The 26,353-nt window shown below is 68.4% G+C and carries 25 protein-coding genes; 13 read left to right on the top strand and 12 right to left on the bottom strand.

Annotated features, from left to right (window positions below; translation table 11 throughout):
- Nucleotides 1–183: 183 nt before the first annotated feature.
- On the top strand, nucleotides 184–1,464 hold the full coding sequence (gene istA / locus nbrcactino_RS13185) for an IS21 family transposase (protein ID WP_161928001.1): 1,281 nt from the start codon (nucleotides 184–186) through the stop codon (nucleotides 1,462–1,464).
- Nucleotides 1,461–2,228 (top strand): IS21-like element helper ATPase IstB, encoded by a 768-nt coding sequence (gene istB, locus nbrcactino_RS13180; RefSeq protein WP_161928000.1) that lies wholly within the window; start codon nucleotides 1,461–1,463, stop codon nucleotides 2,226–2,228. Before istA ends, istB begins: the two co-directional genes overlap by 4 nt.
- Nucleotides 2,229–2,617: 389 nt before the next feature.
- Here the strand turns inward: istB and nbrcactino_RS13175 are convergent, their stop codons facing one another.
- Complete coding sequence (locus nbrcactino_RS13175) at nucleotides 2,618–3,034, bottom strand: cytochrome c oxidase subunit 4 (RefSeq protein ID WP_161927999.1); 417 nt, start codon at nucleotides 3,032–3,034, stop codon at nucleotides 2,618–2,620.
- Nucleotides 3,035–4,159 carry an aa3-type cytochrome oxidase subunit II gene (gene ctaC / locus nbrcactino_RS13170; protein ID WP_161927998.1) on the bottom strand — a complete coding sequence of 375 codons (1,125 nt, stop codon included), beginning with the start codon at nucleotides 4,157–4,159 and terminating at the stop codon, nucleotides 3,035–3,037. It abuts the gene before it with no gap.
- A gap of 275 nt (nucleotides 4,160–4,434) precedes the next feature.
- Between ctaC and asnB the strand changes: the two genes are divergently transcribed.
- The gene (gene asnB, locus nbrcactino_RS13165; protein WP_161927997.1) at nucleotides 4,435–6,360 is read left to right on the top strand and encodes an asparagine synthase (glutamine-hydrolyzing); all 1,926 of its coding nucleotides are present in this window, start codon (nucleotides 4,435–4,437) and stop codon (nucleotides 6,358–6,360) included.
- A 10-nt stretch (nucleotides 6,361–6,370) separates the two neighbouring features.
- Here asnB and nbrcactino_RS13160 read toward each other — a convergent pair whose 3' ends face one another.
- The 3 genes from nbrcactino_RS13160 to nbrcactino_RS13150 form a co-directional block, all read right to left on the bottom strand.
- Entirely contained in the window at nucleotides 6,371–7,348 is a 978-nt protein-coding gene (locus nbrcactino_RS13160) for a carbohydrate kinase family protein (RefSeq protein WP_161927996.1), read from the bottom strand.
- 94 nt (nucleotides 7,349–7,442) lie between these two features.
- Nucleotides 7,443–7,802, bottom strand: coding sequence for a HesB/IscA family protein (locus tag nbrcactino_RS13155; RefSeq protein ID WP_161927995.1), 360 nt, complete (start codon nucleotides 7,800–7,802; stop codon nucleotides 7,443–7,445).
- Between the two features lie 53 nt (nucleotides 7,803–7,855).
- A complete protein-coding gene (locus nbrcactino_RS13150; protein WP_161927994.1) occupies nucleotides 7,856–8,920 on the bottom strand; it encodes a glycerate kinase family protein in 1,065 nt (354 codons plus the stop codon).
- A 63-nt stretch (nucleotides 8,921–8,983) separates the two neighbouring features.
- Here nbrcactino_RS13150 and nbrcactino_RS13145 point away from each other — a divergent pair, with 63 nt between their 5' ends.
- Genes nbrcactino_RS13145 through nbrcactino_RS13135 form a run of 3 tightly spaced genes read left to right on the top strand, consistent with a single transcriptional unit; the run spans nucleotide 8,984 to nucleotide 12,112 of the window.
- Nucleotides 8,984–9,652 (top strand): DUF3043 domain-containing protein, encoded by a 669-nt coding sequence (locus nbrcactino_RS13145; protein ID WP_161927993.1) that lies wholly within the window; start codon nucleotides 8,984–8,986, stop codon nucleotides 9,650–9,652.
- 5 nt (nucleotides 9,653–9,657) lie between these two features.
- Nucleotides 9,658–11,364 (top strand): nicotinate-nucleotide--dimethylbenzimidazole phosphoribosyltransferase, encoded by a 1,707-nt coding sequence (gene cobT / locus nbrcactino_RS13140; protein ID WP_161927992.1) that lies wholly within the window; start codon nucleotides 9,658–9,660, stop codon nucleotides 11,362–11,364.
- Complete coding sequence (locus nbrcactino_RS13135; protein WP_161927991.1) at nucleotides 11,354–12,112, top strand: adenosylcobinamide-GDP ribazoletransferase; 759 nt, start codon at nucleotides 11,354–11,356, stop codon at nucleotides 12,110–12,112. The genes cobT and nbrcactino_RS13135 overlap by 11 nt, the downstream gene beginning before the upstream one ends.
- A 7-nt stretch (nucleotides 12,113–12,119) precedes the next feature.
- Here nbrcactino_RS13135 and nbrcactino_RS13130 read toward each other — a convergent pair whose 3' ends face one another.
- On the bottom strand, nucleotides 12,120–13,250 hold the full coding sequence (locus nbrcactino_RS13130; protein WP_161927990.1) for a branched-chain amino acid aminotransferase: 1,131 nt from the start codon (nucleotides 13,248–13,250) through the stop codon (nucleotides 12,120–12,122).
- A gap of 66 nt (nucleotides 13,251–13,316) precedes the next feature.
- Nucleotides 13,317–14,435, bottom strand: coding sequence for a glycine cleavage system aminomethyltransferase GcvT (gene gcvT / locus nbrcactino_RS13125; RefSeq protein ID WP_161927989.1), 1,119 nt, complete (start codon nucleotides 14,433–14,435; stop codon nucleotides 13,317–13,319).
- Between the two features lie 37 nt (nucleotides 14,436–14,472).
- Between gcvT and nbrcactino_RS13120 the strand changes: the two genes are divergently transcribed.
- The 6 genes from nbrcactino_RS13120 to nbrcactino_RS13095 all read left to right on the top strand — a co-directional run bounded on the left by nbrcactino_RS13120 (nucleotide 14,473) and on the right by nbrcactino_RS13095 (nucleotide 21,409).
- Nucleotides 14,473–16,047, top strand: a complete 1,575-nt coding sequence (locus tag nbrcactino_RS13120) for a leucyl aminopeptidase (RefSeq protein ID WP_161927988.1) — start codon at nucleotides 14,473–14,475, stop codon at nucleotides 16,045–16,047.
- A 117-nt stretch (nucleotides 16,048–16,164) separates the two neighbouring features.
- Nucleotides 16,165–17,955 (top strand): 2-oxoglutarate dehydrogenase, E2 component, dihydrolipoamide succinyltransferase, encoded by a 1,791-nt coding sequence (gene sucB / locus nbrcactino_RS13115; protein ID WP_161927987.1) that lies wholly within the window; start codon nucleotides 16,165–16,167, stop codon nucleotides 17,953–17,955.
- Nucleotides 17,956–17,958: 3 nt separating this feature from the next.
- A complete protein-coding gene (locus tag nbrcactino_RS13110; protein ID WP_161927986.1) occupies nucleotides 17,959–18,849 on the top strand; it encodes a TIGR01777 family oxidoreductase in 891 nt (296 codons plus the stop codon).
- A complete protein-coding gene (gene lipB, locus nbrcactino_RS13105) occupies nucleotides 18,849–19,571 on the top strand; it encodes a lipoyl(octanoyl) transferase LipB (RefSeq protein ID WP_161927985.1) in 723 nt (240 codons plus the stop codon). The genes nbrcactino_RS13110 and lipB overlap by 1 nt, the downstream gene beginning before the upstream one ends.
- Nucleotides 19,568–20,614 carry a lipoyl synthase gene (lipA, locus tag nbrcactino_RS13100; RefSeq protein WP_161927984.1) on the top strand — a complete coding sequence of 349 codons (1,047 nt, stop codon included), beginning with the start codon at nucleotides 19,568–19,570 and terminating at the stop codon, nucleotides 20,612–20,614. The genes lipB and lipA overlap by 4 nt, the downstream gene beginning before the upstream one ends.
- 51 nt (nucleotides 20,615–20,665) lie before the next feature.
- A complete protein-coding gene (locus nbrcactino_RS13095) occupies nucleotides 20,666–21,409 on the top strand; it encodes a DUF4191 domain-containing protein (protein ID WP_161927983.1) in 744 nt (247 codons plus the stop codon).
- Here nbrcactino_RS13095 and nbrcactino_RS13090 read toward each other — a convergent pair.
- Genes nbrcactino_RS13090 through scoE form a run of 4 tightly spaced genes read right to left on the bottom strand, consistent with a single transcriptional unit; the run spans nucleotide 21,385 to nucleotide 24,099 of the window.
- Nucleotides 21,385–21,840, bottom strand: coding sequence for an ESX secretion-associated protein EspG (locus tag nbrcactino_RS13090; protein WP_161927982.1), 456 nt, complete (start codon nucleotides 21,838–21,840; stop codon nucleotides 21,385–21,387). The two genes, nbrcactino_RS13095 and nbrcactino_RS13090, sit on opposite strands and share 25 nt — an antisense overlap.
- 9 nt (nucleotides 21,841–21,849) lie before the next feature.
- Nucleotides 21,850–22,608 (bottom strand): glycoside hydrolase family 16 protein, encoded by a 759-nt coding sequence (locus tag nbrcactino_RS13085; protein ID WP_161927981.1) that lies wholly within the window; start codon nucleotides 22,606–22,608, stop codon nucleotides 21,850–21,852.
- Nucleotides 22,609–22,665: 57 nt separating this feature from the next.
- The gene (locus nbrcactino_RS13080) at nucleotides 22,666–23,214 is read right to left on the bottom strand and encodes an FcoT family thioesterase (RefSeq protein WP_228460866.1); all 549 of its coding nucleotides are present in this window, start codon (nucleotides 23,212–23,214) and stop codon (nucleotides 22,666–22,668) included.
- 3 nt (nucleotides 23,215–23,217) lie between these two features.
- Nucleotides 23,218–24,099 carry a (3R)-3-[(carboxymethyl)amino]fatty acid oxygenase/decarboxylase gene (gene scoE, locus nbrcactino_RS13075; protein ID WP_228460865.1) on the bottom strand — a complete coding sequence of 294 codons (882 nt, stop codon included), beginning with the start codon at nucleotides 24,097–24,099 and terminating at the stop codon, nucleotides 23,218–23,220.
- 178 nt (nucleotides 24,100–24,277) lie between these two features.
- On the opposite strand from scoE, the gene nbrcactino_RS13070 reads away from it, so the two are divergent.
- Complete coding sequence (locus tag nbrcactino_RS13070) at nucleotides 24,278–25,663, top strand: UDP-glucose dehydrogenase family protein (protein ID WP_161927979.1); 1,386 nt, start codon at nucleotides 24,278–24,280, stop codon at nucleotides 25,661–25,663.
- Here the strand turns inward: nbrcactino_RS13070 and nbrcactino_RS13065 are convergent.
- Nucleotides 25,569–26,348, bottom strand: coding sequence for a M56 family metallopeptidase (locus tag nbrcactino_RS13065; RefSeq protein ID WP_161927978.1), 780 nt, complete (start codon nucleotides 26,346–26,348; stop codon nucleotides 25,569–25,571). The two genes, nbrcactino_RS13070 and nbrcactino_RS13065, sit on opposite strands and share 95 nt — an antisense overlap.
- Between the last annotated feature and the right edge of the window lie 5 nt (nucleotides 26,349–26,353).

Raw genomic sequence — 26,353 nt, 5'->3', positions numbered from 1 at the left:
CGCCGACTGGGCCCACATCCCCGCCGACTGGGCCCTCATCTTCATCGACTGGGCCCTCAATCTCGCCGACTGGGCCCCGATCTTCGTCGACTGGGCCCTTTCAGTTCCTACGGCTGTTGACGACGCGTGAAAACTGACCCCCAGGTGACGGGTGAATTTTGACCCCCGTCAGATCCTTGGAGGGTGATTTCAGTGGAGCAGTGGGCGGAGATCCGCCGGTTACATTTGAGCGAGGGTGTGCCGATCAAGGAGATCGTGCGGCGTTTGGGGGTCTCGCGGAACACGGTGCGGGTGGCGGTGCGTTCGGCCGAGCCGCCGAAGTATGAGCGCAGGCCGTCGGGGTCGGCGGTTGATGTGTTCGAGCCGCAGATTCGGGCGTTGCTGGCCGGGTATCCGGCGATGCCGGCGACGGTGATCGCTGAGCGGATCGGCTGGACCAGGTCGATGACGGTCTTGAAGGATCGTGTCCGGCAGATCCGGCCGGAGTACCGCGGGGTCGATCCGGCCGATCGGGTGGTATACGAACCGGGTGGGTGTTCGCAGTGGGATCTGTGGTTCCCCGACCGGCGAATCCCGTTGGGCCGTAACCAGTTCGCGGTGTTGCCGGTGCTGGTGATGACGCTGGCGTACTCGCGGTACCGGCTGGCCACGATGATCCCGTCCCGTCAGGGCGGAGACATCCTGGCCGGTATGTGGCTGCTGCTGTCTCAGGTCGGGGCGGTCACACGCAAGCTGGTGTGGGACCGTGAATCGGCGATCGGCGGCAAGGGTGTGCCGACGCAGGCGGCCACCGCGTTCGTCGGGACGCTGGGAACCAGGCTGGAGCTGGCTCCGCCGCGGGACCCCGAATACAAGGGCATGGTCGAACGCACCAACCGGTATCTGGAGACCTCGTTCCTGCCCGGCCGGGAGTTCACCGGGCCGGCCGATTTCAACGCCCAGTTGCAGAGCTGGCTCGATACGTGTGCCAACACCAAGGTCGTGCGGGCGATCGCCGATCGCCGCCCGGTCGACGTGCTCGGGGAGGATGTGGCCGCGATGACCGCGTTGCCGCCGGTGGCCCCGGTCAGCGGGCTGCGCGAACGGGTCCGCCTGGCCCGGGACTACTACGTACGCGTGGACGGCAACGACTACTCGGTCCATCCGGCGGTGATCGGCAAGTTCGTCGACATCACCGCCACCGCCACCACGGTCCGGATTTGTCACGGGCAGACCGTGGTGGCCGACCATGACCGATTCTGGGGGCGGCACGCCTCGATCACCGATCCCCAGCATGTGGCCGCTGCCCGGGAGTTGCGGGTCAACTACCGGCTCCAGGACCTGAACAACCGTGCCGCCAACGCCGCCCGAATACGGGCACACGCCGACGGGCACACCGTGCCGATTCGGCCGCTGCCGGACTACGACCGTCTCTACGGCGTCGACTTCACCAGCGGTAACGGCGGCCTGGAGCCGGTCTCGTGAACGGCAGCGATGATCTCGGCTCGCAGATCGAGTACCTGACCCGGGCACTGAAGACCCCGACGATCAGGCGGTGCTGGGCCGAGCTGGCCGACCGTGCCCGCACCGACGGCTGGAGCCACGAGCAATACCTCGCCGCACTCCTGGAACGGCAGGTCAACGACCGCGAGGCCAACGGCACCACGCTGCGGATCAACGCCGCGAAGTTCCCGGCAGTCAAAACGCTCGAGGACTTCAACTTCGACCACGCCCGGTCGGTGCCGCGCGATGTGATCGCGCACCTGGCCACCAGCACCTGGATCGCCAAAGGCGAGAACGTGATCCTGCTCGGACCACCCGGAGTCGGCAAAACCCATCTGGGGATCGCACTGGGCATCAAGGCCGCCCACCACAGCTATCCGGTGTTGTTCGACACCGCCACCGGGTGGGCCGCACGCCTGACCGACGCCCATGCCGCCGGCCGGCTACCCCAAGAACTCAAACGGCTACGCCGCTACCGGCTCCTGATCATCGACGAGATCGGCTACCTGCCCTTCGACAGCGACACCGCGAACCTGTTCTTCCAACTCATCGCCGCCCGCTACGAACAAGGCTCGATCCTGATCACCTCGAACATGCCTTTCGGCCGCTGGGGAGAAGTTTTCGCCGACGACGTCGTCGCCGCAGCACTCATCGACCGACTCGTCCACCACGTCGAAGTCCTCACCATCACAGGAGACTCCTACCGCACCAAAACCCGACACGACCTCATCAGCAACGACCAGTAGAACCAGACAAAACAACCATCAGGGGGTCAATTTTCAACCGTCGATAGAGGGTCAATTTTCGCCCGCCGTTGACAACGGCTAGTTCCCTAATCGGGCGCCGGTGTTTCTGGCGGGTTCAGACTGTGAGGAACCTCGGCCCCTGGGAAGAATCAGATCGCTTGTGCGGTGAGGATTTGTCTGACATCCGACCCAAAACCGTGTGCTCCCCGAAACCACCTTGATGGCGTCGGGCTCAGGGGCCCACTCGACAGGATCGAGGGCCCACTCGACGAGATCGAGGGCCCACTCGACAAGATCGAGGGCCCACTCGACAAGATCGAGGGCCCACTCGACGAAGAACCGCCGCACCCGGAATCCGAATGCGGCGGTTCTCTCAGAACTCGGTGACGCTAGTGCTTCTCCGGGCCCCAGTGGTACTCGAACACGAGGCCCGCCGCGGTCACGATGATGACACCGGCCGCGAAAATTGCGAACCAGAAGTTCCGCGTCGCAAAGCCGACGGCGAACAGAGCCGCGCCCATCGCGACCAGAATCGGCCAGAAGCTGTGCGGGCTGAAGAAGCCCAACTCGCCGGCGCCGTCCTCGATCTCAGCCTCTTCGTAGTCCTCGGGACGGATCTCGACGCGGCGCGCCACGAACCGGAAGTAGGTCCCGGTGATCAGGCACAGTCCTGCCGAGAAGAAGAAGGCGGTCGCACCGGCCCACTCAACACCCTTCGAGGAGATGCCGGTGAGGATCGTGTAGGCAACCGCGCCGATGAGGAAGAACGCGGTGAGCATCTCGAAGATCCGGGCTTCGACTTTCATTTAGGACGCTCCGATCGCTCGCTTGGTGCAGTTCTGCAGAACCGGGCGCCAGGTGTCGCCCAAGTGCTTCGGGGTGTCGCCGCCGGTCTTGCGACGCGTTTCGAACGGCACCGTGGTCACCGAGGTCGGGACCTGGCAGATGGCCTCGAGGGCACCCGCGTTCGTCAGGCCCTTCTCACGCCACTGGAGGTAGCTCTTGAAATCCTGATCGCTGACAACGCGGATCTCGAAGTTCATCATGGCGTGGTACGTGCCGCACATCTCGGCGCATCGGCCGACGAAAGCGCCAGTACGGGTGATCTTCTCGATCTGGAACCGCGGATCGGTGTGGTTCTGCTTCGGGAAAGGCATCACGTCGCGCTTGTACAGGAACTCGGGCACCCAGAAGGAGTGGACGACGTCCGCGGCGGCGAGGTTGAACTCGATGCGCTTACCCTCCGGGAGGACCAGGATCGGGATCTCGCTCGGCGTGCCAAGCGTCTCGATCTTGGAGAAGCGCAGGTAGTCGCGCACATTGTCACTGCGACCGCCGGCCGGCAGCGGCAGCGGGTGGCCGTGCTCGGCTTCGCGCTGCGCCTGCAGCGCAAACGGGCTGCCGTCCTTGACCGCATAGACCTTGTAGGTGCCGTTGTCCTGGCGGACCTTGTCGTAGCCGAACTTCCAGTTCCACTGGAACGCGGTGACATCGACGACGACGGCGGGGTCGTCGGTCTTCTTCTCGACCTTGTTCTCGACGACGACGGTGAAGTAGAACAACACCGCGATCGCCAGGAACGGGAGCGTGATCAAGGTCAGCTCGACAGGCATGTTGTAGGCCGTCTGCCGCGGGAAAGAGTCCTCCCCATCGCGGTGGCGGAAGAACGTGATGGCGTAGAAAATCGCCATCCAGACGAGGAAACCGACGATCAACGAAGCGATCACCGCCCAGGTCCACAGGTGGCCCATGGCCTCGGCTTCTGGCGTCACACCCGTCGGCCAGCCGAATCGCAGGGTCTCACGCGGACCACAACCGGTCATGACCAGCGTCGCAAGGCCCAGCGCGGCCACCAGGCCGACCCGCTTGACCGTGCGCGATGCGGTCGCGGCGGGCTGCGCCGTGGACCGTTCACCGTGTGTCAATTTCATGCCTTCCTGCTCACCTGGACGCTCCCAGACGCACGGCCCGTTCACACCCAAATCCTGACGCCACATGGCTGCAAGACAATTCTTGCACCTAGTACTACGCAGCGTAGACCAACCCGCCCAAACTGTTGCGATCGGGGCCGGTGATCTGGGCGAGTCGGTGGCGCGGGCGCCGCTGCGGCATACTCGATTCGACATATCCGGGCCGCCACCCGTGCGCGGCCGGCCGATTCGGCGGCGCCGACCAAGGGCCGCGAAGAAAGTGGGGCAAGGACACCGTGTGCGGATTGCTGGGTCTGCTGACCTCTGACGCGTCGGCGGCCACCGCCGTCGACCTGGTCGCCGCTGCGTCGCATTGCATGCGCCACCGTGGCCCCGACGAGGCCGGCACGTGGCACGACGACGACCTGGTGGTCGGCTTCAACCGGCTTTCGATCATCGACATCGAGCACTCGCACCAGCCGCTGCGGTGGGGGCCGACCGAATCGCCCGAGCGCTACGCCCTGGTCTTCAACGGCGAGATCTACAACTACGTCGAACTGCGGGAGCAACTGCTGACCGAGTTCGACGCCCCGATGCATACCGAGGGCGACGCCGAGGTGATCGTCGCGGCGTTCCACTACTGGGGCCCGGAAGCCGTGCTGCGGCTGCGCGGCATGTTCGCCTTCGGAATCTGGGACACCCAGACCAAGTCGCTGTTCCTCGCCCGCGACCCCTTCGGCATCAAGCCGCTCTTCTTGGCCACCGGGCCCCGCGGCACCGCCTTCGGCAGCGAGAAGAAGAGCCTGCTGGAACTGCTCGACCGCCTCGGCCTCGACGATGCGCTCGACCACCGGGCCCTCGAGCACTACATCGAACTCCAGTACGTGCCCGAGCCGGAGACGCTGCACACGAACATCGGACGTCTCGAGTCCGGCTGCCACGCGACCCTGTCCCCCGGCCGGGCGCCGACGATTACCCGCTACTTCAACCCGCGGTTCGACGTGCGTCCCTTCACCGCCGATACGGCCGCGTCCCGCTACAGCGAGATCACCGACGTCCTGCGCGACTCGGTCGCCAAGCACATGCGCGCCGATGTGACCGTCGGGTCGTTTCTCTCCGGTGGGATCGACTCGACGCTGGTGGCCGCGCTGGCCCGTCAGCACAACCCCGACCTGATCACCATCACCACCGGCTTCCAGCGCGACGGGTACTCCGAGGTCGACGTCGCCGCAGAGACCGCCGAGGCGATCGGCGTGCGCCACATCGTCAAGGTGGTCAGCCCGGAGGAGTTCGTCGCCGCGATCCCGGAGATCGTCTGGTACCTCGACGACCCGGTCGCCGACCCGGCCCTGGTGCCCCTGTACTTCTTGGCCAAGGAGGCCCGCAAGCACGTCAAGGTCGTGCTGTCGGGCGAGGGTGCCGACGAGTTGTTCGGCGGCTACACCATCTACAAGGAGCCGCTGTCACTGCGCGGATTCGACAGACTGCCCGGGTTCGCCCGCCGCGCCGCGGGCCGCCTCAGCGACCGCATCCCCGAGGGCACCCGGGGCAAGAGCCTGCTGCACCGCGGCTCGATGTCGCTGGAGGATCGCTACTACGGCAATGCCCGCAGCTTCGACGATGCCCGCCTGCAGCAGGTGCTGCGGGACTACCGCCCGGAGTGGACCCACACCGACGTCACCGCCCCGATCTATGCCGAGTCGGCCGGGTGGGACCCGGTCGCCCGGATGCAGCACCTGGACCTGTTCACCTGGCTGCGGGGCGACATCCTCGTCAAGGCGGACAAGATGACCATGGCCAACTCGCTGGAGTTACGCGTCCCCTTCCTCGACAGCGAGGTGTGGCGGGTCGCCTCCGCGCTGCCCGTCGACGAGAAGATCGCCCACGGGACCACCAAGTACGCGTTGCGCAAGGCCATCGAGGAGATCATCCCGCCGCACGTCCTCCACCGGCGCAAGCTGGGCTTCCCGGTCCCCATCCGCCATTGGCTGGCGGGCACCGAGATGTACGACTGGGCCCACCTGACCATCGCCACGTCGCAGACCGATCACCTGATCAACAAGCAGTTCGTGACGACGATGCTCGACGAGCACCGCGACGGTGTGGTCGACAACAGCCGGCGGCTGTGGAACGTGCTGATCTTCATGGTGTGGCACGGCATCTTCGTGGAGAAGACGATCGTGCCCACCATCGAGGACCACACCTACCCGGTGCGCCTCTAACGAGCGCGGGTCAGGCGAACAGCGCGACGATTTCGTCGGCGGCGTCGGCGCCATAGGCGTCGGCCAACCGCGGGTGCGCCTCTGCGGTGTTCCACGACCACCCCTGCGTCGAGTCGCTCTCGAGCACCAGGACGGCGACCATCGAGCCGAGCTGCGCTGCGCGCTCGAACGACAATCCGCCCTGCAACGCCGACAGGAATCCGGCCCGGAAACCGTCGCCGACGCCGGTCGGGTCGATGGCATCGCGCACCGGGACGACCGGGACGTGGATGGCCCCGCTGCCGTCCGACGGTACGATGTCCACGCCCTTTTCGCTGAGCGTGGTGATCCGGACCTCGACGAGTCCGGCGACCTCCTCGGCGGACAGGCCGGTCTTCTGCTGCAGCAGGCCCCACTCGTACTCGTTGGTGAACAGGTACTTGGCCCCGACGATCAGGTCGCGTGCGGTGTCGCCGTCGAGTCGTGCCAATTGCTGCGAGGGGTCGGCGGCGAAGTCGATCCCGGCGTCGCGGCAGGCCCGCGTGTGGTTGACCATCGCCTCGGGGTCGTCGGCGCCGATCAACACCAGGTCGGGCCGGCCGATCTCGTCGAGCACGGCGACGAGGTCGATCTCGCGGGCGCGGGTCATCGCACCGGCGTAGAAGGTCGCGAGCTGCGCCATCGTCTCGTCGGTGGTGCACATGAATCGCGCCGTGTGGGCGGTGTCGAAGACGGTGACCCCCGCGCAGTCGACGCCGTGCCCGGTCAGCCAGGCGCGGTATTCGGCGAAGTCCGAGCCGGCCGCGGCAATCAGCTTCGGGCCGCCGCCCAATTCGCCGATGGCGTAGGCGATGTTGCCGCCGACCCCACCGCGGCGCACCACGAGGTCTTCCACCAGGAAGCTCAGCGAGAGGTGTTCGAGTTGGTCGGCAAGCAGCTGCTCGGAGAACTTGCCCGGGAACTTCATCAGATGATCGGTCGCCAACGACCCGCATACGGCAATAGTCACCCGGGCCACGCTACCGAACGGTCCGACGGCGAACAGAAACGGGCGGTGGACGACCTGTCGGTCGCCCACCGCCCGTTGCGGTTCTGGGGTGGACTCAGTTGAACGAGTCGCCGCAGGCGCAGCTGCCCGTGGCATTGGGGTTATCGATGGTGAACCCCTGCTTCTCGATGGTGTCCACGAAGTCTATCTTCGCGCCCTGCACGTACGGTGCGCTCATCCGGTCGACGGCCAGCTTCACGCCGCCGAAGTCGGTGACCACGTCGCCGTCGAGCGACCGGTCGTCGAAGAACAGCTGGTAGCGCAGGCCGGCACAGCCGCCCGGCTGCACGGCGATCCGCAGTGCGAGGTCATCGCGCCCCTCCTGGTCGAGCAGCGCCTTGGCCTTCGCCGCGGCCGAGTCCGTCAGGGCTACGCCGGAGGCGGTGGTGGTCTCGGTCTCGTTGGAAACGGTCATTGCTTGACTCCCTCATCGTCAGGTCGCTCATCACAACGGTACTCCATCTCGCGCTATTCCCGGTTTCCGCGGTTCGTCGAAGAATAGTTCGCCGCGCATCGGGCGGCGAGAGACACCAATAGGGATCCGGCGTGCGCGAGCGCCCGGTCCCGGCCACCGGCATAGTCGACGAGGCTGTCCACCCGGTCGATTCGCAGGGCGGCGGGATCGGCCAGCGCGTTCTCCCCGACCAGGGCGATCACCTCGGCCTCGGGTCTGGCCGCGGCCGCCACGGCGGCCACTACCTTTCCGGCCGCGGTCTGCTCGTCGAGGCGCCCCTCGCCGGTGATCACGACGGCGGCGTCGTGCGACGCCGCGGGCAGCCCGGTCACCGTCGCAACCAGGGCCGCACCGGAGACCCTGCGCCCGCCGACGGCGAACAGGGCCGCTCCGACTCCGCCGGCTGCACCGGCCCCGGCCTCGTCTGCCACCGGCCGACCGGCCAACGCTTCCCATTCGGCACCCGCGCGCACCAACCGCTCCGCGAGAAGGGCGACGGTCTGCTCATCGGCCCCTTTCTGCGGGGCGAAAACCGCGGCGGCCCCGGACGGACCGTTGAGGGGATTGTCGACGTCGGTCGCGACGACGAGCTCGACGCGGGCCAACCGCGACTTGGCCGCACTCGGTCCGCCGAGTGCATCGAGCATGCCCCGGCCGCCGTCGGTGGTGGCGCTGCCACCGAGTCCGACGACGAGCCGTTCGACCGGGTCGCTCCGCAATGCGACGTCGATGAGTTCGCCCAACCCGGCCGAATCCGCCTGCAACGCGGTCGCGGGTTGCGGCGCGCCGACCAGGTGCAACCCGCACGCCTGCTCGCATTCGAGATAGGCGGTCGCGCGGTCACAACGCCACTGCACCTGAACCGGGACGCCCAGCGGGCCGGTGACCGTCGTCGTACGCACGACCCCCAGCCCGCCGAGGCAGTCGTTGAACCCGGGTCCGCCGTCGGATTGGGGTTTGACCACGACGTCGTCGTCGGGACGCACCGTCGACCAGCCCTCGGCGATGGCCGACGCGGCCTGGGCCGCGGTCAGGGTGGTGCCGAAGCTGTCGGGGGCCACAACGACGCGCACGGGCATGGTCGGGCCAGTATAGGCGGCCCCCGGCCGTCTCAGCGGCGCCGATCGCCTAGGCTCGCAAGGGTGAGAATGCCGTGGCAGCGCAGCGCCGATGAAGCCGACGCCGACGCGACCGATACCGCCGTCGACGACCCGCAGACAACAGAGCCCGCCCGTAAGGCGAGCTACACCGAGGGCAAGGGCCGCCCGACCCCCAAGCGCCGCGACGCGGAGAAGAAGCGCGGCCCGGTGGCACCGCCGCCGATGACGCGGTCGGAGGCCCGTGCGCGGCGCAAGGACATGCGGCAGACCATGTCCAAGGACGAACGCCGTGAAGAGCGCGCCCGCCAGCGCGACCTGCGCAACGAGATCCGTGATCGCCGCATGGCCGGCGAGGAGGAGTACCTCCTGGCCCGCGACAAGGGACCGGTGCGCCGCTACGCGCGCAACCTGGTGGACTCGCGCCGCAACTTCGCCGGCCTGTTCACCCCGATCGCCCTGGTGTTCATCGTCTTGGTCTACGGCCTGCCGCGGTACTCGATGCTGGTGACGCTGGCGCTGCTCGTCTTCGTCCTGATGGTCGTGGTCGACTGCATCTATGTCGGGCGGATGGTGGGCAAGCGGGTCGCCGAACGCTATCCCGACTCCACCGACGGCGGCTTCAAACTGTGGTGGTACGCGGCGTCGCGCGCCTTGCAGATGCGTCGGCTGCGCGTCCCCAAGCCCCAGGTCGAGCGCGGCGAAGCGGTCTGACGCCGATGCGCACCCTGGTCCTCGGCGGTGTCCGTTCGGGCAAGTCGGAGCATGCGGAGTCGCTGCTCGCCGACCAGTCGGCCGTGCGCTATCTGGCCACCGGGCCCACGCTGTCCGCCGATGCCGACTGGTCGCGGCGCGTGGCCGATCACCGGCAGCGGCGCTCGGCCCGCTATGAGACGGTCGAGACCGTCGACGTCGCCGCCGCCCTGCGCGCGCAACCCGACGTCGCCGCGCTCGTCGACGATCTCGGCAACTGGGTGGCCGCCCATGCGGATTTCGACGAGGCCGCCGACGCCGGTGAGCAGGTCCGCCGACTCGACGAGGCGCTCACCGAACTCGCCGCCGCGCTCCGCGCGCATCGCGCCGACGTGGTGGTCGTGTCACCGGAGGTGGGCCTCGCGGTCGTCCCACACACGCACGCGGGCCGACTGTTCCAGGATCTGATGGGACGCGCCAACCGGACCATCGCCGACGCCGCCGACGACACCGTCCTGCTCGTGGCCGGCCGGGCACTGCCGCTGGCCGGACGCCCGGTCGGCACCCGAACCCCGGTGGCGGCGATACCCGAGCCGACCGCGGTCCCCGATCCCCCCACCCCCGCGACGACCGCCCCCGTGCCGTCGACCGAGTCGACCGCGCCCGACGACCCCACCGACGCGGAAGTCTTCGCACTGATCACCCCGCCCGACCCGCAGGTCGCCGAAGCGGCCCGCGACCGGCACAAGCGCCTCACCAAGCCGCCGGGTTCCCTCGGCCGGCTCGAAGAGCTGGGCGTGTGGGTGGCCTCCTGCCAGGGTGTTTGTCCGCCGCGCCCGATCACCGCGCCGACCGTCGTGGTGTTCGCCGGCGACCACGGTGTCGCGGCCCCGGACAGCGACGGCGGCAGCGTGTCGGCCTTCCCCCAAGCGGTGACCGGACAGATGGTGGCGAACTTCCTCGCCGGCGGTGCCGCCCTCAACGTCATGGCCCGACGGGCCGGGGCCGCGGTGCGGGTGGAGGACATCGCCGTCGCGGCCGACACCTCCCCGGCGGTATCGCGCCACAAGGTGTGCCGCGGGAGCACCGACCTGCGGGTCGCCGACGCGATCACGCTCGGCCAGGCCCGCCAGGCCATGGCGGCCGGCCGGGCCATCGCCGACGAGTTGGTGGACTCCGGCGTCGACCTGCTCATCGCCGGCGACATGGGGATCGGCAACACCACCCCGGCGGCGGTGCTCATCGGCCTGCTCACCCACGAGGAACCGGTCACCGTCGTCGGGCGGGGCACGGGCATCGACGACGCCGGGTGGATCCGCAAGACCGCCGCCATCCGCGACGGCATGTGGCGCGGGCGCCGCGTCGCCGACGACCCGCTCTCCCTGCTCGCCGCGGTCGGCGGCGCCGATTTCGCCGCGATGGCCGGCTTCCTCGCCCAGGCTGCGCTGCGCCGCACCCCGGTCATCCTCGACGGGTTGGTGGTGACCGCCGCCGCCCTCGTCGCCGACGATCTGGCCCCGGGGTCGGTCGACTGGTGGCAGGCCGGGCACGTCTCGGCCGAACCCGCCCACGCCATCGCCTTGCGCCGCCTCGGCCTGACCCCGCTGCTGGACCTGGGTATGCGCCTCGGCGAAGCGAGCGGCGCGGTGGCCGCACTCCCCCTGGTGGCGGCCGCCACCGACATCCTCGGGTCGATGGCCACCTTCGACGAGGCCGGGGTCAGTGACGGCTGAGCGCCGGATCGGCCCGCTCGGCACGGTGCGCCTGGCGGTCTCCTGGCTCACCGTCGCCCCGGTGGGCACCCCTCGTGCCACGATCGACCGCCGGGCCGGGGCGGCCGTCATCGCGGTGACACCGCTCGTCGGCGCACTCCTCGGCGGCGTCGTCGCGGGCGTCGCGTGGGGTCTGTCCCACACACGGGCCCCCGAACTCCTCATCGGGATACTCCTGGTGGCCGTCATCGCCCTGGCCACCCGGGGCATGCACCTCGACGGGCTCGCCGACACCGCCGACGGTCTGGGCAGCTACGGCGATCCGCAGCGGACCCGCGACGTCATGCACGACGGACCGACGGGACCGTTCGGCGCCGCGACCCTGGTCCTGGTGCTGATGATCACCGCGGTGTGCTTCACCGCCCTCGTCTCCGACGGCGACTGGTATGCGCTCGGTTTTGCCGTCGCCGTGGGCCGGCTCGGCGCGGTGATCGGTTGCCGACGCCGGCTCGGTCCGGCCGACTCCACTGGTTTCGGCGCCCTCGTCGCCGGCACGCAACGCTGGGCGATTCCGGTCTGGGCCGGGATCGCCGTCGCCGCGGCCTACCCCTTGGGCCCGGCCGGATTCGCCGCCGTGGCCGTCGTCGCCCTCGGATCCTGGGTCTTCACCGCCCATTGCGCGCGCCGGGTCGGCGGGATCAACGGTGACGTGCTGGGCGCGACGATCGAACTGTCGGTCGCCGCGGCACTCCTGGCGCTGGTGTTCTGACCCCGGACTACGCCGGGGTGGTGGCCTCCACCGGCGCGGGGTAGAGCTCGGTCATCCACCCGTGGGTGTCGGCGAACGTGCCCCGCTGGATCCCGGTGAGCGTGTCGCGCAAAGCCATCGTGACCTCGCCCGGCTCACCCTTGCCGATGACGTAGTCCTCCTGCTCGCCGCGGACGCGGCCGACCGGGGTGATGACCGCGGCGGTGCCACAGGCGAAGACCTCGGTGATCGATCCGTCGGCGACGCCGGCCTCCAGCTCGTCGATCGCGATCCGCCGCTCTTCCACGGCAAACCCGGCGTCGACGGCGAGTTGTAGCAGTGCGTCGCGGGTGATGCCGGGCAGCAGCGACCCCGACAGCTCCGGGGTGACGAGTCGCGCGTCGGCCCCGGAACCGAAGACGAAGAACAGGTTCATCCCGCCCATCTCCTCGATGTAGCGGCGCTCGACCGCGTCGAGCCAGACGACCTGGTCGCACCCGTTCTCGGTGGCCTGCTGCTGTGCGACGAACGCGGCCGCGTAGTTGCCGCCGCACTTGGCGAAGCCGGTGCCGCCGGGGGCCGCGCGGACGTACTCGCGGGAGAGCCACACCGTCACCGGCTTGATCCCACCGGAGAAGTACGGCCCGGCCGGCGAGGCGATGACCGCATACCGGTATTCCTTGGAGGGCGAGTTGACCCCCAGCCCGGCCTGCGAGGCGAACATGAAGGGGCGGATGTACAGCGACGCCTCGCCACCGGCCTCCGGCACCCAGGCGTGGTCGACGGCGATCAGCTCGCGCAGCGAGGCGATGAAGTCCTCGGTGGGCAGCGGCGGCATCGCCAACCGCTCGGCGGAGCGCTGCAGCCGCTCCGCATTCGCGGTCGGACGGAAGGCCGCGATCGAACCGTCCGGCTGGCGGTAGGCCTTGAGACCCTCGAAGATCTCCTGGCCGTAGTGCAGGACCATCGCCGACGGATCCAAGGCGATCGGACCGTAGGGCTTCACCTGGGCGTTGTACCAACCGCGCTCGGCGTCGTAATCCACCATCACCATGTGATCGGTGAAGTGCTTGCCGAATCCCGGGGCCGCATGAATCTCGGCGCGACGGGACTCCGGCACGGCGTGCGGATGCAGCGTGCGGGTGAAGTCCAAGGTCATGCGTTCAATATTAGCCGTTGCAACCAAGCGGATTTCTGGGACGTGGGGTTCGCCATTCGGGCGGGTTCACACGTGTGACTCGACGAAGGGCGGCAGCACGACCTCGCACGCGAGTGCCCGGCCCCGGACGTCGATGACCACCGTGTCGCCCTTCTTCACCCCGGAGTCGGCGTCGATGAAGCCCAACGCGATCCCGGTCTGCGCGGTCGGCGAGAACGTCCCCGACGTGCACTCCCCGATCCGGTTGCCACCCTCGCCGTCCAGGATGGCGCATCCGGCGCGCGGGATACCGCGGCCGGTCGCCCGGAGGCCGTAAAGGCGGCGCGACGGCCCGCCCTGCTTCTCCGCCAGCAGCGCGTCGCGGCCGAAGAAGGCGGGCTTGTCCCAGCCGACCGCCCATCCCGACCGGGCCTGGTTCGGGGTGATCGTCGGACTCAATTCGTGCCCGTGCAGGGCGTAGCCCATTTCGGTCCGAAGCGTGTCCCGGGCGCCCAGGCCGGCGGGGAGGCCGTCGCGGGCGGTGACGCCGGCCAGCAGTGCGCCGAACACCGCCGGGGCGTCCGACCAGGTCGGAATGACCTCGTAGCCGTGTTCGCCGGTGTAACCGGTCCGGCAGACCCGGACGGGCCGGTCGGCCCCGTCGAGGTTGACCACCGCGTCGGCATAGGCCATGTACTCCATCCCGGTGGGCAGGCCCAGCTCGTCGAGGACCTCCGCCGAGCGCGGTCCCTGCACCGCGATCACCGCGTAGTCGCGGTGTTGGTCGGTGATCTCGATCCCGGCCGGCGCGACCGCCTTCAGCGCGGCGACCACCGCGGCGGTATTCGCCGCGTTCGGCACCAGGAACACCTCTTCGTCGGACACGAGGTAGGCGATGAGGTCGTCGACGACGCCACCGGCGTCGTTGCAACACATCGTGTACTGGGCCTTGCCGGGCGCGATCTTGCCCAGGTCGTTACTCAGGGTCGCATTGCAGAATTCGGCGGCACCGGGTCCGCGGACCAGCGCCTTGCCCAGGTGGCTGACGTCGAAAATGCCCACCGCGGTGCGCACCGCGGTGTGTTCGGCGACGGTGCCGGAATACGACACCGGCATGTTCCAGCCCCCGAACTCGGCGAAACTGGCGCCGAGTTCGCGGTGTTGCTCGGTCAGGGGTCCGTCAAAAAGCTCGTTCGTCGCGGCCATGGGGCAAAGCGTAGCCGCTGTGGCTAAGTTGGTAGCCGTGAGCAACTCTGACACCGCCGACCGGGTCCGCGGCCCGGAATTCGACCTCGCCACCACCATCGCCCGTGCCGACACCGCACTGCTGATCGGCCTGAACCAGAACGGCACCGGGGATTCGCCGTCGGCCGATCCCGCCCCCGCGCTCGTCATCGGTGACGGGATCGTCGACGACGCCGTCGCCGAGGCGCTCGAGACCGCGTTGGTCGCCGTGGGGGCCACCGGCAAGCACGGCGAGATCACCCGGGTGCCGGCTCCGGCGGGACTCGACGTCGACGTCGTGGTGGCCGTCGGGCTCGGGAAGCTCGACGACGAGCCGAGTGGTGAGACCGAGACCGACGCGGCCAGTGCCGCCGCCGAGTCGTTGCGCCAGGCGGCCGGTATCGCGGCCCGGGAGTTGGCCGGACACCCGACCGTGGCGACGACGCTGTCGTCGTTGGGGATCGGTCCGGTCGTCGAGGGATTGTTCCTGGGCGCCTACCGATTCGAGCTGTTCCGCAGCGAGCCCGAGGCCGGCGGCAAGGCGCCCGTCCCGACGAAGATCCATCTGTTGGTCGAGACGAAGAACGCCGACGCCAAGGCCGAGCTCGCCCACGCCGAGGTCGTCGCCGACTCGGTGGCCATCGCCCGCGACTTCGTCAACACCCCGCCCAGCCACCTCTACCCGGAGGAGTTCGCCGCGCGCGCCGCCTCCCTCGGCCGCAAGTTCAGACTCACCGTGGAGGTCCTCGACGACACCGCGCTCGAGCAGCAGGGCTACGGGGGCATCATCGGCGTCGGCAAGGGCAGTTCGCGCAAGCCGCGCCTGGTCCGCCTGACCCACGCCGGGCGCAAGGGCGCGAAGTCGGTGGCCCTCGTCGGCAAGGGGATCACCTTCGACACCGGCGGCATCTCGATCAAGCCGGCCGCGGGGATGGACCTCATGACCTCGGACATGGGCGGGGCCGCGGCGGTGATCGCCGCGACCATCGCCGCCGCCCGTCTCGGCGTCGACACCGCGGTCACCGCGACGGTGCCGATGGCCGAGAACATGCCGTCGAGCACGGCACAGCGACCGGGCGACGTGCTGACGCAGTACGGCGGCAAGACGATCGAGGTCCTCAACACCGACGCCGAGGGCCGGCTAATCCTCGCCGACGCCATCGTCCGCGCCCTCGAAGACGACCCGGACTACCTCATCGACACCGCGACGCTCACCGGCGCGCAGATGGTCGCGCTCGGGGCGCGCACCCCGGGCGTCATGGGCACCGGCGCCTTCCGCGACCGGGTGGCCGCGCTGTCGCGGTCCGCCGGGGAGAACGGGTGGGCCATGCCGTTGCCGCCCGAGCTGCTCGCCGACCTGAAGTCCCGCGTCGCCGATCTGGCCAACATCACACCGCACCGCAACGGCGGCATGCTCGCCGCGGGGACCTACCTCAAACAGTTCGTTCCCGACGGCCAGTCCTGGGCCCACATCGACATCGCCGGACCCGCCTTCAACACCGGCGGACCGTGGGGCTACTCCCCCAAGGGCGCGACCGGCGTCCCGGTGCGCACCCTGATCCGTGTGATCGAGGACATCGCCGAGACCGGCTAGGCGTGCGCCTGTAGGGTTGATCCCGAGCGGCGAACATCCCCGTCCGCGCCACGCCGGCCGACGTACCACCAATCACGTCCGACCTGCCACAACCGACTATTTGAGGAGTCAACAGCAATGGCCTTCTCCGTCCAGATGCCCGCATTGGGTGAGAGCGTCACCGAAGGAACCGTGACCCGGTGGCTGAAGGCGGAAGGAGACACGGTCGCCGTCGACGAGCCGCTGCTGGAAGTCTCGACCGACAAGGTCGACACCGAGATCCCCTCGCCGGTTGCCGGCGTGTTGGTCAAGATCGTCGCCGCCGAGGACGACGTCGTGGAGATCGGCGGCGAGTTGGCCGTCATCGGCGAGGCCGGCGAGGCCGCACCCGAGACCCCCGCTCCGGCAGCCGAGCCCGCCGCTCCCGCGCCGGCGGCCGAGGCCCCCGCAGCCGCTCCGGAACCGGCCGCACCTGCCCCGGCCCCCGAACCCGCTGCTCCCGCTGCAGAACCCGCTCCCGCCGCGCCGGCCGCGAGCGGTACCGACGTGGTCATGCCCGAGCTGGGCGAGTCGGTCACCGAGGGCACCGTGACGAATTGGCTCAAGCAGGTTGGCGACTCGGTCGCCGTCGACGAGCCGCTGGTGGAGGTCTCCACCGACAAGGTCGACACCGAGATCCCCTCGCCCGTGGCGGGCACTCTGCTCGAGATCGCCGCCGACGTCGACGAGGTAGTCGAGGTGGGTGGCAAGCTCGCCGTGATCGGCAGCGGCGCCCCGGCGGCCGCACCGGCACCCGAACCGACTCCGGCGCCCGCACCCGAGCCCGCGCCCGCCCCGGCCCCCGAGCCCACTCCCGCTCCGGCCACTCCCGCTCCGGCCGCTGCGGCTCCTGCCGCTCCGGCCCCGGCTCCCGCTCCTGCGGCTCCCGCGCCGGCGCCGACCCCCGCACCGGCAGCCGCAGCACCGGCACCGGCCACCGAGTCCGATTCCTCCGGCGGCCCCTACGTGACGCCGCTGGTCCGCAAGCTCGCCGCCGAGAACAATGTCGACCTGTCGACGGTCACCGGCACCGGCGTCGGTGGGCGGATCCGCAAGCAGGACGTGCTGGCCGCGGCCACCGCGCCCGCGGCACCCACCGCCGCGCCGGCCGCCGCTCCCGCCGCACCGGCGGCACCCGCCCCGGAAATCCGCCCGGAACTGGCGGCACTGCGCGGAACCACCGCCAAGGCCAACCGGATCCGCCAGATCACCGCGGCCAAGACGTTGGAGTCGCTGCAGACCTCGGCCCAGCTGACCCAGGTCCACGAAGTCGACATGACGAAGGTCGCGGCATTGCGCGCCGCCGCCAAGGAGTCCTTCGCCGCCGCCGAAGGCGTGAACCTGACGTTCCTCCCGTTCTTCGCCAAGGCCGTCGTCGAGGCGCTCAAGGTGCATCCGAACGTCAACGCCAGCTACGACGACGCGACCAAGGAGATCACCTACCACGGCGGTGTCCACCTCGGCATCGCCGTCGACACCGAGCAGGGCCTGCTCTCGCCGGTGATCCACAACGCCGACGACCTGTCGCTGGCCGGTCTCGCCCGCGCGATCGCCGACATCGCCTCGCGCGCCCGGTCGGGGAACCTCAAGCCCGACGACCTGTCCGGCGGCACGTTCACCATCACCAACATCGGCAGCCAGGGCGCCCTGTTCGACACGCCGATCCTGGTACCGCCGCAGGCGGCGATGCTGGGCACCGGCGCCATCGTCAAGCGCGCGGCAGTCATCGCCGACGAGGACGGCAGCGAATCGCTGGGCGTCCGGTCGATGGCGTACCTGCCGCTGACCTATGACCACCGGCTCATCGACGGTGCCGATGCCGGCCGTTTCGTCACCACCATCCGCAAGCGCCTTGAGGCCGGGGAGTTCACCGCCGACCTCGGGCTCTAAGCCATGCGCGTCCTGATTGCGGGATCCTCCGGGCTGATCGGATCGGCCTTGACCTCGGCGCTGCGTTCACACGGCACCGACGTCGCGCGGCTGGTGCGTCGCGAGGCCCGCAACCCGGACGAGTTCAGTTGGGACCCAGAAGGTTTCGGTGTCCCCGACGAGGCTTTCAGCGGCGTGGACGCAGTCGTCTCCCTCGGCGGCGTTGGAATCGGCGACAGGCACTGGAGCGGTCACTTCCGACAGGAGCTGCGCGACTCCCGTATCACCCCGACTTTGATTCTCGCCGAGGCCATCGCCGGTGCCGACGTGCCGGTGTTCCTCTCGGCCAGTGCCACGGGCTTCTACGGGGATACCGGCGAGCGGGCCGCCACCGAGGCCGATGGCCGGGGCACCGGATTTCTGGCTGACCTCGCGGCCGATTGGGAAGAGGCCGCCGCGCCGGCGTTGTCCGACACCCGAGTCGTCTTCCTCCGGACCGGACCGGTCCTCGCTCCGAAGGGCGGCCTGCTCGCCAGAGTCCGCCCGCTAGTCAAGACCGGGCTCGGCGGCCGACTCGGCGACGGCGAGCAGTTCCTCTCCTGGATTTCGCTGCGCGACGAGGTGGCCGCCATCGAGTTCCTCCTTTCCGACGGGGGTGGCTCTGAGATCACCGGCCCGGTGAATCTGACCGCTCCGCAACCCGTTCGGTTCTCCGAGTTCATCCGGACCTACGGCGAGGTGCTGGGCCGCCCGACTCGCCTCCCGGTCCCCGCGGCCGTACTACGCCTGATCGGCGGCGATATGGCAAAGGAAATGATTCTGGCCTCGTCGCGCGTTGTACCCGATGTGCTCACGAACGCCGGATTCGACTTCGCCGACGAAACCATTGCCAATGCCCTGAGTTGGACGCGCTGATGCCTGCCCAACCCGGATCGCTGCGCCGCGCCGGCTCCCCGGTGGAGGTGCGCCGACTCGGCACGGTCGACTACCGGACCGCCTATGACGACCAGCACGCGCTGGCCGCCGACCGCGCATCCGGCACCCTGGACCACGACCTGTTGCTCCTGCTGGAGCATCCGTCGACCTATACCGCCGGGAAGCGCACCGAGGAGTCCGATCTGCCGACCGACGGCTCCGAGGTGGTCACCGTCGACCGTGGCGGCCGGATCACCTGGCACGGGCCCGGCCAACTCGTCGGCTACCCGATCGTGGCCCTGCGAGAGCCACTCGACGTCGTCGACTACGTGCGACGCATCGAGCAGGCCCTGATTGACGTGTGCACCGCCCTCGGCGTGACCGCCGGCCGCATCGACGGCCGCTCAGGGGTCTGGCTCTCCGACGGCGCTGGGGAACGCAAGATCGCCCAGATCGGCATTCGGGTGGCGCGCGGTGTCGCGCTGCACGGCTTCGCGCTCAACGTCGACCCTGACCTGTCGGCCTTCGACGCGATCGTCCCATGCGGCATCGCCGACGCTGGCGTGACGTCGCTGGCACGCGAGCTCAACCGCCCGATCAGCGTCGACGAAGTAAGTGATGCGGTGGCCGCCGCCGTCACCCACTGGTTCGACCATCCTCTGTCCGCCGGCGACGAGCCCGCCGCACATCCCCCAGCCCTGTCCCAAGGATCCCCACTGTGAGTTGCCCCAGCCCGAACCCGACCCCTGACCCCGCTTCCGCCCCGGGCGGCCGCAAACTGCTGCGCCTGGAGGTGCGCAACGCGCAAACGCCGATCGAGCGCAAGCCCACGTGGATCAGGACCCGCGCCACGATGGGCCCGGAGTTCACCGAGCTCAAGGGGCTGGTCAAACGCGAAGGACTGCACACGGTCTGCGAGGAGGCCGGCTGCCCCAACATCTACGAGTGCTGGGAAGACCGGGAGGCCACCTTCCTCATCGGCGGCGAACAGTGCACCCGCCGGTGCGACTTCTGCCAGATCGACACCGGCAAACCCGCCGAGCTCGACCGTGACGAGCCGCGGCGCGTCGCCGAGAGCGTCGCCGCGATGGGCCTGCGGTACTCGACGATTACCGGGGTGGCCCGCGACGACCTCCCCGACGAGGGCGCCTGGCTCTACGCGGAGACTGTGCGCAAGATCCACGAGCTCAACCCGGGTACCGGGGTGGAGAACCTGATTCCCGACTTCCACGCGACTCCCGACCTCCTCGCCGAGGTCTTCGAGTCGCGCCCCGAGGTGCTCGCGCACAACCTGGAGACCGTCCCACGCATCTTCAAGCGCATCCGGCCGGCCTTCCGCTACGACCGGTCGCTGGACGTGCTGACCCAGGCGCGCGACTTCGGCCTGGTGACCAAGTCGAACCTAATCCTGGGAATGGGTGAGACCACCGACGAGGTACGCGTGGCCCTGGTCGACCTCCACGACGCCGGGTGCGACATCGTCACCATCACCCAATACCTGCGCCCGTCGCCGCGCCACCACCCGGTGGAACGGTGGGTCAAGCCCGAAGAGTTCGTGGAGTTATCCAAGTTCGCCGAGGACCTCGGATTCGCTGGCGTCATGGCCGGCCCGCTGGTCCGCTCCTCGTACCGGGCCGGGCGGCTCTACGCCCAGGCGATGGCCCGCCACGGTCGGCCGCTCGCGCCGGCGATGGCCCACCTGGCCGTCGCCTCATCGGCTCACCAGGAGGCGTCGTCGCTGCTGACCCGTCTGGCGGGTCGGTAATCCCGACCCGGCCGGGCCACGCCCGACTCGGCGCACCGTAGACTGATGACCATGGCAAAGGCGAACGACACCGCGACCAAAGAGGCCAAGAAGGCCGCCAAGCAGGCACGCAAGCAGGCCTCCAAGGAGCGCCGCGCACAACTGTGGCAGGCGTTCCAGATGCAGCGCAAGGATGACAAGCGCCTCATCCCCTACATGGTCGGCGTCGTGGTCCTGGCCGTGGCGATCGCTGTCGCCATCGGGCTGCTGATCGACCAGCTGTGGTTCACCATCCCGTTGGGCATCATGGTCGGGTTGCTCGGCGCCTTCATCCTATTCGGCCGCCGCGTGCAGAAGTCGGTGTTCACCAAGGCCGAGGGCCAGCCCGGCGCGGCCGGGTGGGCGCTGAGCAACATGCGTGGTACCTGGCGGATCAAACAGGCAATCGCCGGGACCACACATCTCGACGCGGTGCACCGGGTGATCGGCAAGCCCGGCGTCATCCTCGTCGGCGAGGGCAACCCCAACCGGGTCAAGGGTCTGCTCAACCAGGAGAAGAAGCGGATCGCCCGCGTCGTCGGCAACACCCCGATCTACGTCGTACAGGTCGGCAACGACGGGGACGAAGTGCCGCTAAGCAAGCTCGAGAAGCACCTCAACAAGCTGCCGAACAACATCAACAGCAAGCAAGTCGACGCACTCGAGTCACGGCTGGCCGCGTTGAGCACCCGCAAGGGTGGCGCGGCGCTGCCCAAGGGGCCGATGCCGCAGGGCGCCAAGGTGCGCAACATTCAGCGCACCGCGCGCCGGCGCTGAACCAGTTCGGCACACGCGAGTCCGACCCGGCGCGACGTCGCCGGGGTCAAAGTGAGCCATTCTGCGCCGTCGGCCGCGGTGGACGGCACGCTGACGACGTCGCCGCGCGGGGAGCAGAACACTCCCACCGCGCCCGGTAGCAGGCGTTTCCCGTCGTCCAGTGCGACGATCTCAATCACTGTCGTCGCACTCGCCAGGGCAGCAGCGAGTACATGCGCATCGGCTATCGGCACACCCGTATAGCACAACGCGGCGAGCACACCCGCGGGGTCGGTGGCCGCAGCAAGTCGCGGCAATAGTTCCTCGGCTCGAACGCGCGCAGACAGGCACGCAACCGGGGTGGTCAACGGCAGGTGTGGCACAACCTCCTCGGGGTGCGGGACCAGCACCGCTGACGAATGGGCTGCTCCGGCTACCCGTAACTCCAACATCCAGCGGTCCTAGAGGGCCAGCCCCGGACGGTACACCGCGACCCAATCGATTTCGACCCTCGTCACAGCCGGTGTACCCACGGTAGGACAGCGTTTGCCGCCCCACTGTGCTCGTTTGGCGCATCCACCAGCTTGAGCCTGCAGGCCAAGCCACATCGGCGTCGATGGGACGATGCCACCTGTCTCGGTCGCCCACACGCGCCCGTTGATCGTGTACCGCACCAGCGACGGGGTCCATTCCACCCCGAAGGTATTCCACTTGGTGAAGTCGCCACGCAACACTCGTTGCCGCTTTTGCCGCTTCCCAGCCGCGTCGCGCCAGTGCAGGAAGGCATCGACCTTGGTTCGCGCCCCACCAAAGCTCTCCGCGAAGTCGATCTCCGGTGGCCATACCTCATTCCGTGGCCAGAGCAAGAAGTGGAAGGTAACTTCATCGCTGGCATCAGCACGCGCTCGCACTTCCCACTTGCCGTACAATTGCGCATTCCGCCAGTTGGACACGCCTCCGGTGACGAGCCTTCCCCCATCGCGATAGCCCATGAGGACCAGCTTGGATCCACCAACCCGGACATGGCTCGGCGACCAGCTGCTCGCCGGATCACCGCCCGGCGTGCCGCTGTAGCGCGACCATCGCGCCCGGTTGAGAGCCTTTCCGGAGAAATCATCGGTGTAGACGTGTTGCCAGCCGAGTACGTTTCCGCGGGGTGCCGGCACGCCGGATACGGCCGCGCCAGCGTTCCCGCAGCCGATCGTGGATGCTCCGGCCATCGCCGCGACTAGCCCGCCCAGCAACGCTCGGGAGAATTGGTGGCCTAGCTTCACGTCCTACCCGTCTCCTCGGTCCATAGTCGGTGGGTCGGTGACGGCAAGGACCACCGCACCCGATGCGCTGCCACCACCGTCGTCGCGGAAAGCAACCGTGGTGTCGAGCCGAAGGTAAGGACGAGACCGCCCTGCCCACTCCGCGGCGAGGATGCGCAGCTCGCCGGAGAATCCGCGAGGGTTGATCGGCCTGCGGTACCTACTACTCAGCTCTGTGATCAAGACATTCGGCAATTGCCGACGCCAGTAGTCCGCCATCGTCCACCCGGCGAACTCGGGTAGCAATGAGTCTCGGACGACGTGAGCGAGGGCAACGTAGGCGAGCTGGTTGTAGGAAATGACGAACTCGGCCGCATTGAAATGCCCGGTGTCATCGATGTAGCACGACTCCTCGATACTGAAGTTCCCGCTCGCGATAACCCCGCGGTTCTCGGCAGCAACGGTCGCGCTGCGCAGGTAAACTGCCTTCTTCGACGAGTACGGCCTCATCGCCTGCGCCAAGAGACCCGGTTCGACGACGATCGGCGTCGCGCTGGTGTCCGTCGACTCCAATCTCTACTCCATCTGATAAAGCGGGAGCCCGTCGAGGGCGGTCACCCGGTACGACTCGACGGGACTGTTGGAAGGGTTGTGCAGGGCGCGGTGGATCAACGTCCGGTTGTCCCACAGCACAATATCGCCGAGTTCATAGGTGTTGAGGAAGATATTGGGATGCTCGAAGGTCGGGTCTAACTGTCCTGATTCCTCTAATACCCGCCGCAGCAGCTCGCTCCCGAGGTCATTGCCGTCGGCGTCAGTGATCTTGAAGGTAAAGGCCTCAGAGACATAGAGCTGTCTTTCCCCAGTCACCGGGTGGGTGAAGACTGCGGGGAACGATTGCGGTGGCAGCTTCTCTTCCACCGAATCGATCAGCTGGCCCAGCGGCTTATACACATCCTCCGGGCGGATCTTGATGTAGCGACGAACGCTGTGATGGGCGATCGCACCGTCGAGCAAGTTCTGCAGGTCTGCGCTCAATCCCGCGTAGGCCTGCGCCATGTCGATGAAGTAGGTGCCCCGCCCCTGCCCGGGAAGGCGTTGCGGATAGAACACCGTGAACGCGAACGGCTGGGGCATGAACTGGTAGTCCGCGTGCCAGAAAGCACCCGTCTTGGGAACGCCAACTTGCTTCCCGCCATGCAGCACGTTCGACGACACGAATACCAACGGCTCAGTCGGATGTTGATAGATCGGCTCGTAGTACCCGACCAGCTCCCCGAACCGTGCGCCTAGTTGGACCAAGCCGGCGGCGTCAATTTGTTGATTCTTCAGGACAACGACCTTGTCCTGGTAAATCCGATCCCTGATCTCACTGATCTCGGCCTCGGTCGCCGACGTGTGATCAAAGCCCTCCACTACGAATCCACGCCGACCCGCCGTCGGGGCGCCCATCTTCATCTGACTTTTCCTACCTTGAGGCCGTTCACGCACTACTCCGTCCTGATAGTAGTCCGCGCAGCTGTCCAAGAAGTTCCCATCAGGTCGGACAAATCTTGCCAAGGCTACCGACGTCTTACGGCAACAACCGTCCACTATTCTATGTGTTGTAGAAGTAGACTCGGTGGAGAGGACCTAGATGAAAGCGTCGATCAGTGTCATCGGCCTCGGGCGCCTGGGCGCCACCCAGGCAGCATGTTTCGCCGCCCTGGGTCACGATGTGATCGGCGTAGATACCGACCCCGACCGTGTCCAGAACCTGCGAGACGGGCGGGCACCGTTTTTTGAACCTGGCCTTGACGCGCTCATCACCGAACAGCTGGCGGCGGGCAGACTGCATTTCAGTACCGATGCCGCTGTCGCCGGCAGCCGTGCCGACATTCACTTCCTTGCCGTTGGTACGCCATCGTCAAGCGACGGTCACCGTGCCGACACCGACCAGTTGACTGCCGCCACCGCCGCGCTGGCACCCCATCTACGTCCGCGGGGGCTCGTAGTCGGCAAGTCCACCGCACCACCGGGAACCGCGGAGCGGCTGCGGAGCATGATCCGCCGGAACGCGCCCCCAGGCACTGAGCCCGAGCTCGTGTGGAATCCCGAATTCTTGCGCGAGGGATCCGCAGTCGCCGATTGCCTTTCCCCCGACCGAGTGGTCCTGGGCCTACACCCGCAGGACGTCAGTTCCGAACAACGACTTCGCGCCCTGTACGGCCTCGCCACGAGGAGATCATTCTTCGTCACCGATTACCGTACGGCCGAACTAGTGAAGCAGGCTGCCAACGCCTACTTGGCCCTGAAAATCTCCTACATCAACGCCATTGCCGAGCTGTGCGAGCAGAACGGTGCCGATGTCACCATGGTGTCCGACGCCCTCGGCGCCGATCCGCGAATTGGCCGGGGCCACTTGGATTCAGGCATTGGCTACGGTGGCGGCTGTCTGCCCAAGGATGTACGCGCACTAATCTCAGTCGCTCATGAGGCGGGCGCGTACTCATTGGCGGGAATGCTGCAGGCAGCTCAGGCGACCAACAGTGCGCGTCGCGACCACGCTGTGGCGCGCGCGGCATCGGTGCTGGGCCCGACGCCGCAGGGACCAATCGCCGTCCTGGGCATCGCCTTCAAGGCTGACACCGACGACCTGCGCGAAGCACCGATCGTCGACGTCGTCAACCAACTCGTCGACCTCGGTTGGGAGGTCCGCGTCTACGACCCGTACGTGACCGCCCAGCGGGTGCCCAGCTGTCGCGCCGCGCTGGAACCGACCGTCTCGGCCGCGTGCGCGGGCGCACAGCTCGTCCTCCTTCTCGGTTCACACCGCCTCACTGGCGTCACCCCCGAAGCTCTCGGCGACGTCGTCGGGGCTCGGCGTCTGCTCACCGTCGCCTCCCGCCCCGAGTTGGATCGATGGCGTGCCGCGGGCTGGGAGTGCATCATTCTTGGTGCTTCAGCAACCCCGCACCGCACGGATCCTGCAGTCGCTGTGCCCGCAGGATCATGGACTGGTCGCCTTCCCGAACACCAATGAGCGTCAGCGCGCCCGCTAGCGCTGGGGCGCCACTCTCCCGCGCAGCCCGATCGTCGGCGATCAACTCGATCAGGATCGCCGTCGCCCGTCTCAACGCGGCACCCCCGAGCGGGCCGGGCAGCCAGCGCCGCTGAAAGTCGGCGAATCGCAGCACAAGGTCGTGGCGTCCATGCAAATGCGCCCGTTCATGGGCCACCGCGGCTGTCAGTTGCGCCGCCGACAACGCTCGGTTGGCCGCCTGGGAAACGACGATGATCCGATGACGTCCCGGGATGGCCAGTACTAGTAGCCGCTCGCCAGGAATAGAGCGAACCGGGACGTCGCGGTACTCGCCGATAGTCACCCCGGCGGTCTGAGCGACCGCGGTGAACCGCTCCCGCTCGTCACGGATCGCCTCGAACTGGACATCCGAACGCTGCCACATCCACAGCGTCAGGCCGACACAGACGCCGACAAACAACCAGGGGGTCACCGAGCCGCCGACGGCGCCTGATGCCGCATGGACCGCCGTCATGGCGACGGCTGCGGCGAGCGCGGTCGCCGCCGCCGCGTGGACCGCCAGCCAACAGGCCAGGCCAGCCCGCGGATGGGCGAACTGCCACTGAGCCGTGCCAAGCCAGGCGGACCCGATCGCCGGTATCAACAACGCCGCCGCCACCAAGGCCACCAGAATGCCGACTGCCACCTTTC

The sequence above is a fragment of the Gordonia crocea genome (assembly GCF_009932435.1).
Classification (GTDB): domain Bacteria; phylum Actinomycetota; class Actinomycetes; order Mycobacteriales; family Mycobacteriaceae; genus Gordonia; species Gordonia crocea.
Note: the sequence above shows the minus strand (reverse complement) of the source record. Positions and strands in the feature narration are given on the sequence as shown.

What these genes read in the sequence shown, in the direction of transcription:
- nbrcactino_RS13175 (WP_161927999.1), bottom strand. Translation starts at nt 3,034, where the DNA reads ATGAAAGTCGAAGCCCGGATCTTCGAGATGCTCACCGCGTTCTTCCTC.
- ctaC (WP_161927998.1), bottom strand. Translation starts at nt 4,159, where the DNA reads ATGAAATTGACACACGGTGAACGGTCCACGGCGCAGCCCGCCGCGACC.
- nbrcactino_RS13155 (WP_161927995.1), bottom strand. Translation starts at nt 7,802, where the DNA reads ATGACCGTTTCCAACGAGACCGAGACCACCACCGCCTCCGGCGTAGCC.
- nbrcactino_RS13150 (WP_161927994.1), bottom strand. Translation starts at nt 8,920, where the DNA reads ATGCCCGTGCGCGTCGTTGTGGCCCCCGACAGCTTCGGCACCACCCTG.
- cobT (WP_161927992.1), top strand. Translation starts at nt 9,658, where the DNA reads ATGCGCACCCTGGTCCTCGGCGGTGTCCGTTCGGGCAAGTCGGAGCAT.
- nbrcactino_RS13130 (WP_161927990.1), bottom strand. Translation starts at nt 13,250, where the DNA reads ATGACCTTGGACTTCACCCGCACGCTGCATCCGCACGCCGTGCCGGAG.
- gcvT (WP_161927989.1), bottom strand. Translation starts at nt 14,435, where the DNA reads ATGGCCGCGACGAACGAGCTTTTTGACGGACCCCTGACCGAGCAACAC.
- sucB (WP_161927987.1), top strand. Translation starts at nt 16,165, where the DNA reads ATGGCCTTCTCCGTCCAGATGCCCGCATTGGGTGAGAGCGTCACCGAA.
- nbrcactino_RS13110 (WP_161927986.1), top strand. Translation starts at nt 17,959, where the DNA reads ATGCGCGTCCTGATTGCGGGATCCTCCGGGCTGATCGGATCGGCCTTG.
- lipB (WP_161927985.1), top strand. Translation starts at nt 18,849, where the DNA reads ATGCCTGCCCAACCCGGATCGCTGCGCCGCGCCGGCTCCCCGGTGGAG.
- nbrcactino_RS13095 (WP_161927983.1), top strand. Translation starts at nt 20,666, where the DNA reads ATGGCAAAGGCGAACGACACCGCGACCAAAGAGGCCAAGAAGGCCGCC.
- nbrcactino_RS13090 (WP_161927982.1), bottom strand. Translation starts at nt 21,840, where the DNA reads ATGTTGGAGTTACGGGTAGCCGGAGCAGCCCATTCGTCAGCGGTGCTG.
- nbrcactino_RS13085 (WP_161927981.1), bottom strand. Translation starts at nt 22,608, where the DNA reads ATGGCCGGAGCATCCACGATCGGCTGCGGGAACGCTGGCGCGGCCGTA.
- scoE (WP_228460865.1), bottom strand. Translation starts at nt 24,099, where the DNA reads ATGAAGATGGGCGCCCCGACGGCGGGTCGGCGTGGATTCGTAGTGGAG.
- nbrcactino_RS13070 (WP_161927979.1), top strand. Translation starts at nt 24,278, where the DNA reads ATGAAAGCGTCGATCAGTGTCATCGGCCTCGGGCGCCTGGGCGCCACC.